The organism is Bacillus sp. SD127, assembly GCF_058566445.1.
This window is the reverse complement of the sequence record NZ_CP191226.1, coordinates 1139501-1155134: the sequence shown is the minus strand read 5'-3', so window position 1 is coordinate 1155134 and position 15634 is coordinate 1139501. Positions and strand designations below refer to the sequence as shown.

Sequence of the window (15634 nt, the reverse complement as noted above, 5' to 3'; positions counted from 1 at the left end):
GATAATGTTATTATAAAAAGGATTGACGGGCTTTTCCTTCGATTAAGCGAACAAAAAAGAAAAGCATGTGACATTTTCGTCACACGCTAATGACACGTTCGAATTGATTTCGTTTCGGAAAGGTTAAGGTAAAGGTTGTTCCATCCCCAAGCTCTGAATGCACATTGATATCGATCAGCAACGGTCCTGCGGCTCTCTTCGCCAGATACAGCCCCATGCCCGTAGAAGACTGATTATGACGATCGGTTGTGGATGTAAACCCTTTATCAAAAATCCGTGAGACATCTTTCCTGTCAATGCCCCGTCCAAAATCTTTCACCTCAAGAACCTTCCGTTCGTCTTTTTCATAGCTGTTGATCACAATATCAGCGGCTTCACTGTATTTTACGGCGTTGGTCAGCAGCTGCCTGATGATAAAGGCCAGCCATTTCGCATCGCTCAAGACTTCCTCTGCCTCCAGCTGAATGTCAAAACCGATTCCTTTCTGTATACACCACGATTGCAAGTCTCTGATCTCTTTGATAATCAAGGGCTTAAGCTTGATCATCTCTAAAGACAGATCATTTTCGATAAAGGACATGCGCTTTTGATGAAGCTGCTGATCAAGAAGCAGATGGATGCGCAGCCACTCATACGATAGCTGGGATTTTAATGATGGGTCTTCCATCCGATCGATGATTAAATGCAGCGCTGTTAATGGCGTTTTGACCTCATGTATCCACGCCATCAGTTCATCTTTTTCATTTTCTAATGCCAAGCGATTCTGCAATGCAGATTGCTTCAATTGTTCCGTTTGTCCGGTGATGCTTTTTTCAATCATCTCTTCAAACGGCGTCTCCGGTTCACTTATGGCTGTGACATCAAGATTATTTTCCCATTCTTCGAGGCTTTTATAGAATGCGATTTCTTTCCGAAAACGGATGATAACAAACACAACAAAGATCAAGACACACAAATAAACAATATAAAGAACATTTTTAAATGGAATAGACGGATCAACAAAGGCTATCAGCAAAATCAGAATTTGCTGCAGCAAAAATGCGGCAATCCAGCTTCGTCTTTCGATGAGGAATGCTTTAATCATAGAAATGATCCTCTTCCTTCGCCATGTAGCCTTGGCCGACCTTCGTCTCGATATATGTTCCAAGCTGCAGTTCATCCAATTTTTTCCGCAGGCGGTTGACATTGACGGTCAGTGTATTATCGCTGACAAAACGCTCATCATTCCACAAGCTTCTGATCAGCTCTTCCCGGCTGACGATCTTGTTTTTTTGTTCTATTAGCTGTTTTAGAATGAACATTTCATTTTTAGTCAGTTCAACAGAGCCTTCGTTATTGCTGACGAGGTTCTGCTCTGCGTCTATGGCAGCCCCGCACCATGTTTTGATCGTGCTCGGCTCCGTATTATAATGATGCACGCGCCGGAAAATCGCTTGGATTTTCGCAATCAGCACATCAAAATGAAACGGCTTTTGAATAAAGTCATCCGCTCCCAGCTGCATCGACATGACCATATCAGCAGGGTGGTCACGAGAGGATAAAAAGAGAATCGGAACATTTGACCGGGAACGGATCAGCCGGCACCAATGAAACCCGTCAAATTTAGGGAGCTGAACATCAATAATGACGCAATCAGGTTTGATTGACGCAAATTCCTGCATTACTTGGCTGAAATCCTGTATGCCGTATACATCATAGGACCATCCCGTTAAGCGCTCCTTGATTTCATGAAACAGCGATTTATCATCTTCTATCAGCAAAAGTTTAAACAATGGACTCACCGCACTTTTTCCTTTTTTAAGTCAAGTGTATAGCAAATCTTGTTGATGCGCTATACAGAAAAGCCGGCTGGTTCAGCCGGCTTTTTCTGATTACAATTCTCTTCTTAATGCTGTCAGCACGTTGGTTTTTGTTGCTTTTCGGGCTGGGTTCATACCCGAGATCACAGCGACACCGCCGCAAATCACAACCGCAATGATGACAAGGCTGAGCGGAATATAAGAAAACGTATAATTCAGATCGCCCGCTTCGCCTCCGCCTGTCGCCGCGAGAATCATCGGAACGGCCAGGTTGACAAGGTAGCTCACGCCGTAAGAAATGATTATCCCGATCACACAGCCTAAAATTCCGATATACGCACTTTCCATCAAGAACATTCGGCGAATGATAGACGGACTTGCCCCAATCGCTTTCATAATGCCGATCTCCTGCGTTCTTTCTGTAACCGCCATCGTCATCGTGTTAAATATTCCAATGGCTGAAATGATAACCGCGATACATCCGACAAAGATCAGGCCGATTTTGAAGACCATGAAGAAGGTGTTGGCTCCTTCAAGCTCGGTAGTAACTGATGTGACATAGTATCCGTCATCTGTCAGATCATTTGTCAGCTGTTCCACATTCTCAAATTTATCAGCAAAAACGCCCACATTTTTTTCAACATTCCCGCCCTTGAAGTCCAAAAATTCCGAAAAGTCCTTCTTGAACTGATCACTAATGAAGATGTTTGAATCCTCCATCCAATCTTGAGATGGTTTTTTTGTAATACCGACAATTTTAAAGTCATATGTTTTTGTTTTCGTAACATCCCCTGTTTTAGGATCTGTTTTTGATACACTTAATTCGATCGTTTTGTTCAGGATGTCTTTCGTGTAGCCCTTTGGTTCTTCTATATCTTCGGGGTTTCCTTTTGCTTCTTCGATTTTTTTGTTATATGCTTCAGATTCTTTTTTCGTCAATAATCTCTTTGCAAAGTCGTATCCTACTACGATTTCATTTTCCGACTTTGCGACTCTTCCTTTTTCTAATTCCATATTGGCCTTTAATTCATCGTTCATATTGGTAAAGATAAGATTAGAGCTTTCATTTGTGCGATTGCCTAAAGTTGCTTTGTTTGGCTCATACACTTGCGTTCTTTCTACAACTGACCTTACATGATCATACTTCTCTAAATCAGCTTTTTTAATAGGCTTATCCCCTTCCTTGCCCATTACACTGACTTTAGTCACAATTTGCTGGCTCATCGTCATATCTGTGATTGTCTTTTGAATCCCAAATCCTACAGACGACAGCACAACCAAAAACGCACACGCCATTGTTGTCGCAAGAATTGTCATAAAGACGCGGAGCCTGTTTTTCTTCATATTTCTTCTGATAAAATGAACCTGATCCTTAAATCTCAACGGTAATACCTCCTTTTAACACACCGTCATGCAGCTGGAATTTTGAGTGTCCGATTGAAGCCACTTCATCGTCATGGGTAATAATCACAAATGTAATGCCCCGCTCACGGTTCAGCTGCTGAATCAATTCCAGCACTTCCTGTTCCGTTTCTGAATCAAGGCTTCCCGTTGGCTCATCCGCTAAAATAATCGACGGATTTAAAATCAGCGCTCTCGCAATGCTGACACGCTGCTGCTGGCCGCCTGACAGTTCATTAGGATAGTGAGCAGCATGGTTTTCAAGACCGACGCGTTTCAGCATGTCCTGTACCTTTTTCTTGCGCTCAGACGGTTTGATCCCTTTTAGCGCCAGCGGCATTTCGACATTTTCATACGTCGTTAAGCCCGGGATGAGCTGAAAGCTTTGAAAAATAAACCCAAAGTGTTCAAGGCGGAACTGCGCCCATTCCTTTTCATTAAAGCCCGTGACATCAGTTCCGTTAATCACAATACGCCCTTTTGTCGGTGAGATGTAGCCTGAAATCAAATTCAGAAGCGTTGACTTCCCCGACCCGCTTCGTCCGACGATACAGGCGATTTCTCCTTTCGCCACATTCAATGAGACATCCTTCAATACTGGAACTTCATTCTCACGGCCCTTTTTTCCGATCGTGAAAGAATGGTCGATATGCTGAACATCTATCATATGTTCTCTCTCCCTTACAACTGTTTTATTTTTTTATAAATCGCAAAATAACTAATGAAGAAACCAACCAAGGCACCTGCAGCCATGCCAAGGAGATAGCCGGCAAAGCTCTCGCTTGTAGCAAATCCAAAGTAGCCGAAGCCCAAAATGCCAATGATAATGACGATCACTTGCACCGGACGATCCAATGCTTTCCACAAAAAGAAATATCCGTTTCGTTCATTTGACAGTTTGACGAAGCTGATGTACCCGATGAGGTAAAAAATAATGCTCATGACAGCCGGAATCACTAAATAATTCGGTGAATCTTCAACCCAGTTTGGAATAACATATGTGATCGGAAATATATACTGCATCCATTCAGGTATAGGGTAATCTAGAAATCTCGCTCTCCCGCCAAAGAGGATATCCATATTAATCGCAGGAAGGGTAATCACTAAAAAAGGCAAGATGGTGACAGTAAATGAGACCAGCAGCTGTGCAAAAATATTGCCTGTCAAAGCTCCTCCAGCCATAACCAAAGAATAAGCCAGCATGCTAACAATGATCATTCCCAAGCTGTAGTTGTGAAAATAAACGGCCTGATCAGGCTTCAAAAACAAAATCAGCAAAACTGATAAAACATAACCTATGAGTTGCGGTATCACAATAACCATTCCGCCGGTGAGGAACTTCGCATTAAATATCTGCCCCCGTGTATAAGGAAGGCTTAATGTAAAGTCAAAGTAGCCCTTGCTCCGTTCAATCCCAAGCTGGCTGACCGCCAAAACCACACCCCAAATCCAAAATACTGAGATAAATGTGCTGTTTAAATAATCAACGCTGAATACGCAGGGGCCGACCCAATTTTCTTTTCCAGTAACACAGCCTTGATAGGTAAGATACATATTTAAAATCGATAAAGGATTACCTAGTATAAAAACCAAAATGGTGATAACTAAGGCGACTTTATTTTGTTTCCACTCCTTATAAAGCAGACCGGAATCCGGCATTTTACTTCCCTCCAAACTTTAAGCCGTTATCTTAATGTCTTACTTTTTTAAAGATGGAAAAATAACTGATCAAAAATCCGACAATTCCTCCGATAATCATTCCGATAATGTAACCCGCTATGGATTCACCAGCAGAATGCCCCACTATACCAAAACCCAGGATTCCTAACACGATGACAAGGATTTGGATAGGTCGATCTAATGTTTTCCATAAGAAAAAGTATCCATTACGCTCATTATGATGTTTTATAAAACTTATATAGCCAATGAAATAAAAGAGAATACTCATCACTGCAGGGATTAGTAATAAGTATTTACTTTCCGCCACCCAACTTGAATCCACATAAGCAATCGGGGAAAAGTCCATCAAATTATTTTCAAAATCGAAGTAATATTCAACATTGGGTAACATTTTCCAAATTTGAATCCCTGAGATAATCTCTATATTTGAAAAAGGCAAAACGATAATCAAATATGGCAATACAGAAGTTGCAAAAGCTGTCAACAACTGAGCAAAAGCGTTTCCAGTTAACGTCCCAGCGGCCATTACTAATGAGTAAAACATAATGCTGGTGATCATAACACCGATGCTTCCATGTTCAAAAAAGTTTACTTGTTCAGGTTTTAAGAAAAGAATCAGCAGCCATGCTAATAAAAATCCGACTAATTGCGAAAGCACAAGGACAACTGCGCCTAGCCAAAATTTCGTTTGAAAAATTTGGCTTCTTTTATATGGAAGACCTAACAAAAAGTCCATCGTACCTCTCGAACGTTCAAGCCCGACCAAACATACTGCCAGTATAATCCCTATCACCCAATTGATTTGAATCATGCTGTCTATGTGGTAATCTACAAAAAATGCACACAGTTTTGGATCTGAATGTGCTAGGCATGACTCGTTTAAAGAATATGAGTGATAAATCGTTAAAGGATTTGCCAGCACCAAAAACACAATACTTAACACAATCACCACTTGATTCTGCTTCCACTCTCGATAGAGGAGACCTCGGTCTACCATCTCCGCTTCCCTCCAAACTTCGCAATGAATACTTCTTCTAGGTTGACAGGAAGCTCATTCCACACTTTTGGCTTCAGCTCTCTTAAAAAGCTCTTGTTCTTCTCATCGCTTTTCGGGATCAGCACCGTGTAAAACACACCGGCCTGATCGAGCATCGGAATGTTTTGCTCTCTGATAGCCAAATTGACATCTGTATCAAACGCCATTTGAATTTTGATGTATTCTTCTTTTAGCTCATCAAGATCCATCACATTCGTCAGTCTGTTATCTTCGAGAAAACCGATTCGGTTGCACATCCGTTCAATGTCCTCAAGGCGATGGGAGGTGATCAGAATGCTCGTATCACGCTCAGCCACTTCATCAACCATCAGCTGCAGCACATCATGTCTTGTCACCGCGTCAATGCCGTCCGTGGGCTCATCAAGGAGAATCAGCGCCGGTCTCGCCGCAAATGACAGAACGAGCGACAGCTGTTTTTTCAAACCTGTCGACAGCTCGCGGTATTTTTTCGTTTCCGGAATTTCATATCTGTTCATCAGCTCATTCGCGTACGTGACATCAAATTTCGGATAAATTCTTCTTAGGATATCGACTAGCTGCTTGTATGTATACTTGTCGTAAAAAGGATTTTGAACAGGCATGTAGATGATATTCTGTTTGACCTTCGGATGCTTTTTGATTTCTACGCCGTCAAACAAAATCGTCCCGCTGTCGGCGAAAATGATTTGCTGGATTAAGCGAAGCATTGTCGTTTTGCCTGACCCATTGCGGCCGAGCAGCCCGAAGATTTCTCCTTTTTTAATTGTTAATGAAACATCTTTTAATACTTGATTTCCGTCAATCGTTTTTGACAGCTGTCTTAATTCAATCATCGCTCTTGCCCCCTTTCACATCAGCGCTGATTTCTTTTATCCATTCTTGCAGTTTATCCAGCTCAACCCCCGCATAATGTGCATCGATGATGAGCTGTTTGAGTTGCTCTTTAATCATCGTCATCTTCCCTTCAACCAGTGTCGTTTTTGCATTTTCCGATATATAGGTCCCTCTGCCACGCAGCGTTTCAATAATACCCTCTCGCTCAAGCTCTTTGTACGCTTTGCTGACAGTATTCGGATTCGCAATAATGATCGTCGCCAATTCTCTGACAGAAGGAAGCTTATCACCAGGCTTCATGATCCCTTTCAAACAAAGCTCTTTCATTTGCTGAATAATTTGTTCGTAAATGGGCGTTGAGCTTCTTGGATCGATTTGAATCATTTACTTCCCTACTTTCTATACGATCTGAACCTTTTATAGATAAAACTGATCAATTATACTTTTTTGCCATTCAAAACCGATCATAACGAGTACAAGAAAAAAAGAACAAGCGATCACAGATGCCGCGACCAGCATTGGCACGTTACGTTTGTTTTGTTTTTTATGTTTCATAACTGCCTCCCTTAATTTCAATATATAAATGACTGTTTCATCAGTGTCTATAGTGTATTACTTCAATTAGTACACTTAATACAATAAATACTTTACTGTGCAAAGTCAATCCTTTTTTTACAAAAAAAACAGACCCTTATCAAAAGGGTCCGTTTCTTACACATCAAGAGGGTGCTGCAAGATCATATTATTTTGCAAAGCTTGAAGCTGAAGTCTCATTCTGTACAGCTGTTCTCTCTGCTGATCATTTGATGACAGCCATAGTTTATTCAAGGCATTTACCGCATTTTCAATCTGCATTTGCGCATCACTGTATTCTTGGTCGTTATAATGCTCTTGTTTAGAAGCGATTTTCAGCTGTTCTTCGGCATAATCATACGCCTGCATACATTGTTGGAGATGTTCATCTACTGATTGTCTTGTTGCCACAGTAACCCCTCCTCTTGGTAATGGAAACAATCCATCATCCATAGTGTAGCCTCATCCGACACGATTCAATAAAGAAATTTATGGTCGATATTCATTTGTTCTCATATGAAATGCGTGCTACAATTTTAGGATGCAATTGTACGCAAGGAGGCACATTAATCGTGATTCAGAACAATCCTTTTCCTTATTCAAATACGGAAAAACGCTATCATACATTAAATTATCATCTCAGAGATCATTTCGGGCATAAGGTATTTAAAGTAGCGCTTGACGGCGGCTTCGACTGCCCGAACCGGGACGGCACTGTCGCTCACGGCGGCTGTACCTTTTGCAGCGCTGCGGGATCCGGTGATTTTGCAGGAAACCGGGCCGATGATTTAATGACGCAATTCCACGACATTAAAAACCGCATGCACGAAAAATGGAAGGACGGGAAATATATCGCTTATTTCCAGGCTTTCACCAATACGCATGCTCCTGTTGACGTGCTGCGAGAGAAATTTGAGTCTGTTCTCGCGCTCGACGATGTGGTCGGCCTTTCAATCGCCACACGTCCGGACTGCCTGCCGGATGATGTAGTTGAGTATTTGGCAGAACTGAATGAACGCACATATCTTTGGGTAGAGCTCGGGCTTCAGACAGTTCACGAACGCACAGCTCTTCTGATCAACCGGGCACATGACTTTGACTGCTACATTGAAGGTGTGAATAAGCTAAGAAAACACGGCATACGCGTCTGCTCGCATATAATCAACGGACTTCCTCTGGAAGACCGCGATATGATGATGGAAACGGCAAAAGCAGTGGCAGATTTGGACGTCCAGGGTATTAAAATCCATTTGCTTCACCTGCTAAAGGGCACGCCGATGGTGAAGCAATACGAAAAAGGAAAGCTGGAATTTCTCTCTCAAGACGATTATGTGCAGCTCGTCTGTGACCAGCTTGAAATCATCCCGCCAGAAATGATTGTACACCGTATCACTGGTGACGGGCCGATTGAATTGATGATTGGGCCAATGTGGAGTGTGAACAAATGGGAAGTGCTTGGCGCTATCAATAAAGAACTTGAAAACCGCGGCAGCTACCAAGGTAAGTTCTTTCAGCGTCTTCAGGAGGAATCGGCCTTATGATCCTGAAAAAAATTCTTCCCTACAGTAAAGAGCTGCTAAAAATGGCCGCAGGGGATGGAGACATCGTTGTTGACGCCACAATGGGGAACGGGCACGACACCCTGTTTTTAGCTGAGCTTATCGGTGAAAACGGCCATGTATACGCATTTGATATACAAGAATCAGCAGTGGCCAATACGAAGGAGCGGCTCGGTGACACCTATCAAAACCGGACAACTTTATTTCATAAAAGCCATGACAAAATTGCTGAATCACTTCCGCAGGAAACACACGGCAAAGTGGCGGCCGCTGTGTTTAACCTCGGCTATCTGCCAGGCGGGGACAAATCGATTACGACAAACGGCAATTCAACGATTCAAGCAATTGAACAGCTTCTCAGCATCATGAAAGATGAAGGCCTGATTGTTTTGGTCGTCTATCACGGCCACCCGGAAGGCAAAGCTGAAAAAAACGATGTGCTCGACTTCTGCCGGGACTTGGATCAGCAAACAGCCCGTGTCTTAACATACGGATTTATCAATCAGCAAAATGACCCGCCGTTTATTATTGCTATCGAAAAAAAAGCTCAAATCAGCAAATGATTTGAGCTTTTTTCTTTGAGTTTTTCATCCAGGCCATTTTTTGAAACTTTCTGTAGGCTCTGCCGTTGATATAAAAGAAAAAGGAGGTTTTTCCGCTTGCTTTGATCAGCTTTTTCGCGAGCCGGCCCATTTCCTTTTGGCCCGCCACTTTATCATCAGACAAATAGACACCCAGCAAGCCGCGGTTGATTAAGCGGTGGAAGTTTTCGTGCGGAATGCCGTGCAGATGTTCATCGGCTTTCTGAATAAAGTGCTGCAGCCGATTCATCATTTCTTCATGCGACTGATAATACGAGCAGAAATTCAAGTCCCCTTCAAGCAAGTCCTCCTCCTGGTCAATCAAATAATCAAGCAGAATATGAAGACCTTGTATGTAAGGAAAATAACTGTTGCGGATTTTTTTTGCGGTGCTTTCAGTAAAATCGGGCTGAAACGAATATGCGACAAGACAGAAAATGCCCAGCGTGGAGCCTGCACAAGCTGAGAATTCATACCATTCCATCTCGGGAAGCTCTGATTCATATTGGGTAAACCACTTTTCAAGGCGCGGGACACGCTCATGCTCAACAACGTGCTTATGCACCTGCAAATCGCAATAATAGCCGCAAAGCTCAAGCAGATAAGGTTTAATCATGTCGTAGTGTTCAATAGAACCGAGGACTCGCTGGCACGTTTTCACCAATTCCTGCAAATATCCGCTGTCATCCTGCTCGTCCCTGAATTGATAATAATTTTGCGGTTCAGCTCCCACTGTCAATGCGTCCTGCATAGAGGTGTGAAGCATTCGAAAATCTTCCGGGTCAAGTGATGTGCTGCGGTCGCACAAATTGTCCAGGTAATCGCTGATCGTTTGGTATGCGATGATGAACTCAACACATTTCTGCTTATGATTTCCTGACAATAAGGCCAATATGCCGCCGCCTTCGCAGTGAAACGTTTTATCTCGAATACTTGCGGTTGCCTGTGCTTTTAATTCACTGTTTTTAATTGCTTCTGATTTTTGCTTCCATATGTTCAGCTCTTGATGAACGAGCGGAAAAATATCACGATATACTTTTGCCATCAGTCCAAAAGGATGTTCCGGTACTGTCAACACATGCACCCCCCCTAGTTCAAATATATTGATCAGTAAATGCTCTTGCGGCTTTAAAAACGTCTTCTCTTTCCGGTTCATTAAATATTTCATGATAAAGCCCTTCCCATTCCCTATATGACTTATTGTGGGAAGCAACCCCTGAAAACCACTTGATGACCTTCGTTTTATCGACCAGCTTGTCATCTCCGGCCTGCATGACTAAAAGCGGCACCCTCAGAAAAGCCTCTGTCGGCACCATGGCAGACTCAAGAGTTTTTAACAGCTCTCTGTACCATCTGACAGAAACCTTCGTCACAAAAAGGGGATCGTTCTGGCCTGCTTCGATGACATCTTCGTTGCGTGTCGCCATATCAATCGATAATCCTGAATCAACTTTAAGCGACGGAGCAATGACATTCAGCCCCTTTGATGCAAGATCAAGCACTTTATTGACTTTAATTTGCAGCCCGAGACACGGTGATGATAAAATAATTCCCGTAATGCGGGGGTTTCTCTGCTGTTTAAACCATTCAATCGCAATCAGGCCGCCCATGCTGTGGCCGAGAAGAAAAACAGGCAGTTCAAAGGTTCGCGCTTTATCTATCCAAGTATCTACTTCATCAATGTATTCTTGAAATGAGTGAATATGCCCCCTGGCCCGGGTGGTTGTCCCTTGTCCCGGCAGATCACCCATTACAACGTGATAACCCGAAGATCTCCACATTTCACTCAGCCATTTATACCGTCCATGATGTTCACTTGCCCCGTGGATCATAACAATCACTGCCACAGGTCTGTCTGCTTTCCAGGTCCACATGCGGTTCACCTCATACAAAAATTAAATAGAGAAAGAAGGATGAAAGATATATGATTTACCCTTATAAGGAATACACGCCAGAAATCCATCCAACGGCTTTTGTAGCCGATAATGCAACAATTACCGGTGATGTGGTCATCGGGGAACAGTCCAGTATTTGGTTCTCAGTTGTCATAAGAGGAGATGTAGCCCCGACCAGAATTGGTAACAGAGTCAATATCCAGGATTTAAGCTGCCTCCATCAAAGCCCGAACCGGACTCTTCTCATTGAAGATGACGCCACGATAGGCCACCAGGTTACACTCCATAGCGCCGTGATCCGCAAGAACGCCTTAATCGGCATGGGTTCAATCATTTTAGACGGAGCCGAAGTCGGTGAAGGCGCATTTATCGGTGCCGGCAGCCTTGTTCCGCCGGGGAAAATCATTCCGCCAGGCCATCTAGCCTTCGGCCGCCCGGCAAAAGTCATCCGTCCTTTGACGGATGAAGACCGAAAAGACATGCAGAGAATACGGTCTGAATATGTAGCAAAGGGTCAATATTATAAATCACTTCAGCAAATGTAAGACCAGCTTCGTTTTACTTTACCATTTTTCAAAATATTATTTAAGCGATAACCATCGCTGACCCGAACCAAATGCAGTTCGGGTTTTTAATTTTCCATAAAACGTTCACATGTAAAAATGAACATGTGACTTTTATCTTATCATAAAAAACAAGACGCCACTGTAAGCAGTCTCTGCAAAAAACATATTCCTATTCTCTGCTCTCTATGAGCAGCTTTACTTAAACAAAAAAGAGCCCTCCGGGAGCTCTTTTTGTCAGCTGATCTGTTGTTCAGTTGACACAGCTGCGTTTTTCTTATGAAAGCCTTTGCCATAATAAACGGCTATCAAAATCAGAAACCAAATCGGACCGACAATTACGGCGACTCTTGTTTCCGGGCTATAAGCCATCAGAATAATGACAAATGCTAAAAAGGCCAAAGATAAATATGACGTGAACGGGTAAAAAGGCATTTTGTATTTTAATTGCTTTTGATCCTTTGGCTGCATGCCTTTACGATATTTGATCTGAGAAAGCAAGATGATCGCCCACGTCCAAATCGCCCCGAACGTCGCAATGCTTGTGACCCAAGTAAATACCTTCGCAGGCACGACATAGTTTAACAGCACACCGACTAATAACGCACCCGCAGAAGCCAGTACGGCTTTACCCGGAATGCCGCCTTTGGTCAGCTTACCGTATGCTTTTGGCGCCTCGCTCTGCTCCGCTAAGTTAAAGAGCATACGTCCGGTGCTGAATATGCCGCTGTTGCAAGAAGACAGCGCTGCCGTCAGAACGACAAAGTTAATGATGCCTGCCGCATATGGAATCCCCACTTTTTCAAACGTGAGTACAAAAGGGCTTCCTTGCGATCCGATTTCCTGCCATGGATAAATGGACATGATAACAAATAAAGCACCGACGTAAAAAATCAGGATACGCCAAAATACCGTATCAATCGCTTTTGCTAATGACTTTTGCGGATTTTTGACTTCGCCGGCCGTCACCCCTATCATCTCAATGCCTAAATACGCGAACATCACCATTTGAAGTGACAATAAAACCCCTTTTATTCCATGAGGAAAAAATCCGCCGTTGCTCCACAAGTTGCTGATGCCAGTCGCAATGCCTCCATTGCCGACGCCTGCAATAATCATTAATAAACCGACAGCAATCATAGAAAGGATCGCGACAATTTTAATCAATGCGAACCAAAACTCCAGCTCTCCATACGCCTTTACGGCCAGGAAATTGACACCAGTCATAATCACCAGCGCCGACAATGCCCAAATCCAATTGGGCACATCCGAAAACCAGTATCCCATATAAATTCCGACAGCGGTGATTTCCGCCATACAGGTTACAACCCATAAGAACCAGTAATTCCACCCGGTTAAGTAGCCTGCAAGCGGACCTAAGTAGTCACGCGCATACCTGCTGAAGGAGCCCGCGACCGGCTTTTGAATCGCCATTTCCCCAAGCGCCCTCATAATAAAAAACATAACCAGGCCGCTGCAGGCATATGCCACCAAAATACCCGGCCCTGCTAATTGAATAGCTGATGCAGAGCCAAGGAAAAGTCCCACTCCTATGGCAGCCCCTAAAGACATCAAAGAAATATGCCTTTCTTCCAGACCGCGATGCAATTCTTGTTTTTGTTTTTGCATGTTCCCTTCTCCCCTAGAAAAAAATATCATTACATCATTTTTCTGAATATTTCACACGAATGTGCAGGGTAATCAATGATGATGGAGAAATACTGGTATAATAACAAGGCTTTCGACGAATCGAAAGCCTTATCTGTTAGACAAAGATGACTTCTTTAGGCTGATGGCTCAGCTCTTCAGGCATATACCGTTTTTCGATATTGATGCTGTGCCAGATCATAAAGATGAGCACTGTCCAAATTTTACGGCTGTTATCAGCCTTGTCGGCACAATGGTCTTCAAGAAGCTGAAGAACGTAATCCTTATGGATATAAGCGTCCGTTTGGCTTTCCTGAATAATGCTGCGCACCCATTCGTTCATTTCGTTTTTCAGCCAATGACGGATCGGTACAGGGAAACCGAGCTTTTTGCGGTTCAATACATGATCCGGCACAATGCCTTCAGCAGCTTTGCGAAGGAGATACTTTGTCGTACCGTTCTTTGTTTTCAATTCATCAGGAATTTTAGACGCAACGTCAAATACGACTTTATCAAGGAACGGCACACGCAATTCCAAAGAATTCGCCATCGTCATTTTATCCGCTTTTAGCAAAATGTCGCCTCGCATCCAAGTGTGGATATCGACATACTGCATTTTGTTAATATCGCTGTATGAGCTGCTTTCTGTAAAGTAAGGCTTCGTCACATCGCGATACGAAAGGCTCGGATCATAGTGCTTCAGCAGCTGTTTCTTCACGGATTCTTCAAAGATCTTCGCGTTGCCGATATAACGCTCCGGAAGCGGAGTGCAGCCGCGCTCAAGCAGGCTCTTTCCTCTCATTCCCTCAGGCATAACCGCCGCTACGTGCAGAAGCATCTTTTTCAAGCCGGACGGAATGCGTTCAAACGGTTTAAGAGAAAGCGGTTCACGGTAGATGTTGTATCCGCCGAACAGCTCGTCCGCACCTTCGCCAGATAACGCAACCGTTACGTGTTTTTTCGCTTCTTTCGCCACGAAATACAATGGAATCGCAGCCGGGTCTGCAAGCGGATCATCAAAGTGCCATACGATTTTAGGAAGCTCGTTCATGTATTCTTCAGGTGAAATGACTTTGCTGATATTTTCAATGCCCAGTGCAGCGGCAGTTTCTTTCGCTACATCAACTTCACTGAAGCCCTGCTGTTCAAATCCGACAGAAAATGTTTTCAGGTTTGGATGAAATTCTTTCGCAACGGATACAATAAACGAAGAATCGATTCCGCCTGATAGGAATGAACCGACAGGCACATCACTTCTCATATGAACGTTTACAGAGTCATAGATAGCGTCTCTGACTTCTTTGACAAGTTTATCTTCTTCCGTCTGAACAGGCTGGAAGCGCGCCTTGAAATACGTTTTGAATGTGATATCACCGTCAGGACGGATTGTAAACTGAGAACCCGGCTCTACTTTTTTCACATCAATATCAAGCGTACTTGGCTCAGGAACGAATTGGAAAGACATATACTGCTGTAATGCTTCTTTATCTATTTCAATATCATTTTGGGCTGCCATTAAACTTTTTCTCTCTGAGGCAAAATAAACCTGATCATTGATCGTTGTGTAATACAACGGCTTAATGCCGAATGGATCTCTTGCTCCATAAAGAACATGATCGTTTTTATTCCAAATCAGAAAGGCAAACATGCCGCGCAGCTTGGAAGCCGCTTCTTCTTTATAGTGACGGTAAGTCGCAAGAAGAACCTCTGTGTCAGAATCTGTGTTGAAAGTATATCCCTTTGCTTCAAGCTCTTCTCTCAGTTCGATATAGTTATAGATTTCCCCGTTAAAAATAATCCAATATTTTTCATCTTCATATGATAAAGGCTGTCCGCCATTTTCCACATCAATAATACTGAGCCGTCTGAATCCGAATCCAACGTGCTCATCATGGTAATATCCATCACTGTCAGGACCGCGGTGAACGATCATTTGGTTCATTTGTTTGATTAGTTCTTCTTGATCAGCGGTTTGAGTTAACGGATGCTTGTTAAAAACCCCGACAAATCCACACATAGTATTGCCTCCATATTTAAAATTGTCATCATTGAACCCCTATTTATAG

17 protein-coding genes are annotated in these 15634 nt (G+C 43.2%); 3 read left to right on the top strand and 14 right to left on the bottom strand.

Annotated elements, in window-relative coordinates; translation table 11 throughout:
- Positions 1–79 precede the first annotated feature (79 nt).
- From ACQVGS_RS05970 to ACQVGS_RS05925, 10 genes are all read right to left on the bottom strand, one after another.
- Positions 80–1084, bottom strand: coding sequence for a sensor histidine kinase (locus ACQVGS_RS05970; RefSeq protein WP_491831178.1), 1005 nt, complete (start codon positions 1082–1084; stop codon positions 80–82).
- A complete protein-coding gene (gene bceR, locus ACQVGS_RS05965) occupies positions 1077–1772 on the bottom strand; it encodes a two-component response regulator BceR (RefSeq protein WP_024122569.1) in 696 nt (231 codons plus the stop codon). The genes ACQVGS_RS05970 and bceR overlap by 8 nt, the downstream gene beginning before the upstream one ends.
- Before the next feature lie 99 nt (positions 1773–1871).
- Complete coding sequence (gene ytrF, locus ACQVGS_RS05960; RefSeq protein WP_188323237.1) at positions 1872–3182, bottom strand: ABC transporter permease YtrF; 1311 nt, start codon at positions 3180–3182, stop codon at positions 1872–1874.
- Positions 3172–3867 carry an ABC transporter ATP-binding protein YtrE gene (gene ytrE / locus ACQVGS_RS05955; RefSeq protein WP_024122571.1) on the bottom strand — a complete coding sequence of 232 codons (696 nt, stop codon included), beginning with the start codon at positions 3865–3867 and terminating at the stop codon, positions 3172–3174. The genes ytrF and ytrE overlap by 11 nt, the downstream gene beginning before the upstream one ends.
- Before the next feature lie 14 nt (positions 3868–3881).
- Complete coding sequence (gene ytrD / locus ACQVGS_RS05950; protein ID WP_127696619.1) at positions 3882–4859, bottom strand: ABC transporter permease YtrD; 978 nt, start codon at positions 4857–4859, stop codon at positions 3882–3884.
- A gap of 31 nt (positions 4860–4890) precedes the next feature.
- Positions 4891–5877, bottom strand: a complete 987-nt coding sequence (locus ACQVGS_RS05945) for an ABC transporter permease subunit (protein ID WP_127696618.1) — start codon at positions 5875–5877, stop codon at positions 4891–4893.
- A complete protein-coding gene (ytrB, locus tag ACQVGS_RS05940; protein WP_127696617.1) occupies positions 5871–6749 on the bottom strand; it encodes an ABC transporter ATP-binding protein YtrB in 879 nt (292 codons plus the stop codon). The genes ACQVGS_RS05945 and ytrB overlap by 7 nt, the downstream gene beginning before the upstream one ends.
- Positions 6742–7134: a GntR family transcriptional regulator YtrA gene (gene ytrA / locus ACQVGS_RS05935; RefSeq protein WP_024122575.1), complete on the bottom strand. Its 393-nt coding sequence runs from the start codon at positions 7132–7134 to the stop codon at positions 6742–6744. Before ytrA ends, ytrB begins: the two co-directional genes overlap by 8 nt.
- A gap of 33 nt (positions 7135–7167) precedes the next feature.
- Complete coding sequence (locus tag ACQVGS_RS05930; protein WP_491831174.1) at positions 7168–7305, bottom strand: hypothetical protein; 138 nt, start codon at positions 7303–7305, stop codon at positions 7168–7170.
- Positions 7306–7461: 156 nt separating this feature from the next.
- Complete coding sequence (locus ACQVGS_RS05925; protein WP_010331570.1) at positions 7462–7734, bottom strand: YtzC family protein; 273 nt, start codon at positions 7732–7734, stop codon at positions 7462–7464.
- Between the two features lie 161 nt (positions 7735–7895).
- Here ACQVGS_RS05925 and mnmL point away from each other — a divergent pair, with 161 nt between their 5' ends.
- Both mnmL and mnmM read left to right on the top strand, forming a co-directional pair.
- Complete coding sequence (mnmL, locus tag ACQVGS_RS05920; protein ID WP_106020302.1) at positions 7896–8864, top strand: tRNA modification radical SAM protein MnmL/YtqA; 969 nt, start codon at positions 7896–7898, stop codon at positions 8862–8864.
- Positions 8861–9445: a tRNA 5-(aminomethyl)-2-thiouridylate-methyltransferase MnmM gene (gene mnmM / locus ACQVGS_RS05915; protein ID WP_106020303.1), complete on the top strand. Its 585-nt coding sequence runs from the start codon at positions 8861–8863 to the stop codon at positions 9443–9445. Before mnmL ends, mnmM begins: the two co-directional genes overlap by 4 nt.
- Here mnmM and tbcS read toward each other — a convergent pair.
- Positions 9435–10538, bottom strand: a complete 1104-nt coding sequence (gene tbcS, locus ACQVGS_RS05910; RefSeq protein WP_106020351.1) for a tetraprenyl-beta-curcumene synthase — start codon at positions 10536–10538, stop codon at positions 9435–9437. The two genes, mnmM and tbcS, sit on opposite strands and share 11 nt — an antisense overlap.
- Positions 10539–10557: 19 nt before the next feature.
- Positions 10558–11337 carry an alpha/beta hydrolase gene (locus tag ACQVGS_RS05905; RefSeq protein WP_106020304.1) on the bottom strand — a complete coding sequence of 260 codons (780 nt, stop codon included), beginning with the start codon at positions 11335–11337 and terminating at the stop codon, positions 10558–10560.
- A gap of 50 nt (positions 11338–11387) precedes the next feature.
- Between ACQVGS_RS05905 and ACQVGS_RS05900 the strand changes: the two genes are divergently transcribed.
- Positions 11388–11903 carry a gamma carbonic anhydrase gene (locus ACQVGS_RS05900; protein WP_491831170.1) on the top strand — a complete coding sequence of 172 codons (516 nt, stop codon included), beginning with the start codon at positions 11388–11390 and terminating at the stop codon, positions 11901–11903.
- Positions 11904–12158: 255 nt separating this feature from the next.
- Here the strand turns inward: ACQVGS_RS05900 and alaP are convergent, their stop codons facing one another.
- Positions 12159–13550, bottom strand: a complete 1392-nt coding sequence (gene alaP / locus ACQVGS_RS05895) for an alanine permease AlaP (protein ID WP_106020306.1) — start codon at positions 13548–13550, stop codon at positions 12159–12161.
- A 136-nt stretch (positions 13551–13686) separates the two neighbouring features.
- On the bottom strand, positions 13687–15585 hold the full coding sequence (gene asnB, locus ACQVGS_RS05890; protein ID WP_024122583.1) for an asparagine synthase (glutamine-hydrolyzing): 1899 nt from the start codon (positions 15583–15585) through the stop codon (positions 13687–13689).
- Between the last annotated feature and the right edge of the window lie 49 nt (positions 15586–15634).

Coding starts and splice junctions, on each gene's coding strand:
- ytrB (WP_127696617.1), bottom strand. CDS start 6,749: ATGATTGAATTAAGACAGCTGTCAAAAACGATTGACGGAAATCAAGTA.
- asnB (WP_024122583.1), bottom strand. CDS start 15,585: ATGTGTGGATTTGTCGGGGTTTTTAACAAGCATCCGTTAACTCAAACC.
- ACQVGS_RS05930 (WP_491831174.1), bottom strand. CDS start 7,305: ATGAAACATAAAAAACAAAACAAACGTAACGTGCCAATGCTGGTCGCG.
- ACQVGS_RS05945 (WP_127696618.1), bottom strand. CDS start 5,877: ATGGTAGACCGAGGTCTCCTCTATCGAGAGTGGAAGCAGAATCAAGTG.
- ACQVGS_RS05970 (WP_491831178.1), bottom strand. CDS start 1,084: ATGATTAAAGCATTCCTCATCGAAAGACGAAGCTGGATTGCCGCATTT.
- alaP (WP_106020306.1), bottom strand. CDS start 13,550: ATGCAAAAACAAAAACAAGAATTGCATCGCGGTCTGGAAGAAAGGCAT.
- ytrD (WP_127696619.1), bottom strand. CDS start 4,859: ATGCCGGATTCCGGTCTGCTTTATAAGGAGTGGAAACAAAATAAAGTC.
- ACQVGS_RS05900 (WP_491831170.1), top strand. CDS start 11,388: ATGATTTACCCTTATAAGGAATACACGCCAGAAATCCATCCAACGGCT.
- ytrA (WP_024122575.1), bottom strand. CDS start 7,134: ATGATTCAAATCGATCCAAGAAGCTCAACGCCCATTTACGAACAAATT.
- mnmM (WP_106020303.1), top strand. CDS start 8,861: ATGATCCTGAAAAAAATTCTTCCCTACAGTAAAGAGCTGCTAAAAATG.
- ytrE (WP_024122571.1), bottom strand. CDS start 3,867: ATGATAGATGTTCAGCATATCGACCATTCTTTCACGATCGGAAAAAAG.
- ACQVGS_RS05905 (WP_106020304.1), bottom strand. CDS start 11,337: ATGTGGACCTGGAAAGCAGACAGACCTGTGGCAGTGATTGTTATGATC.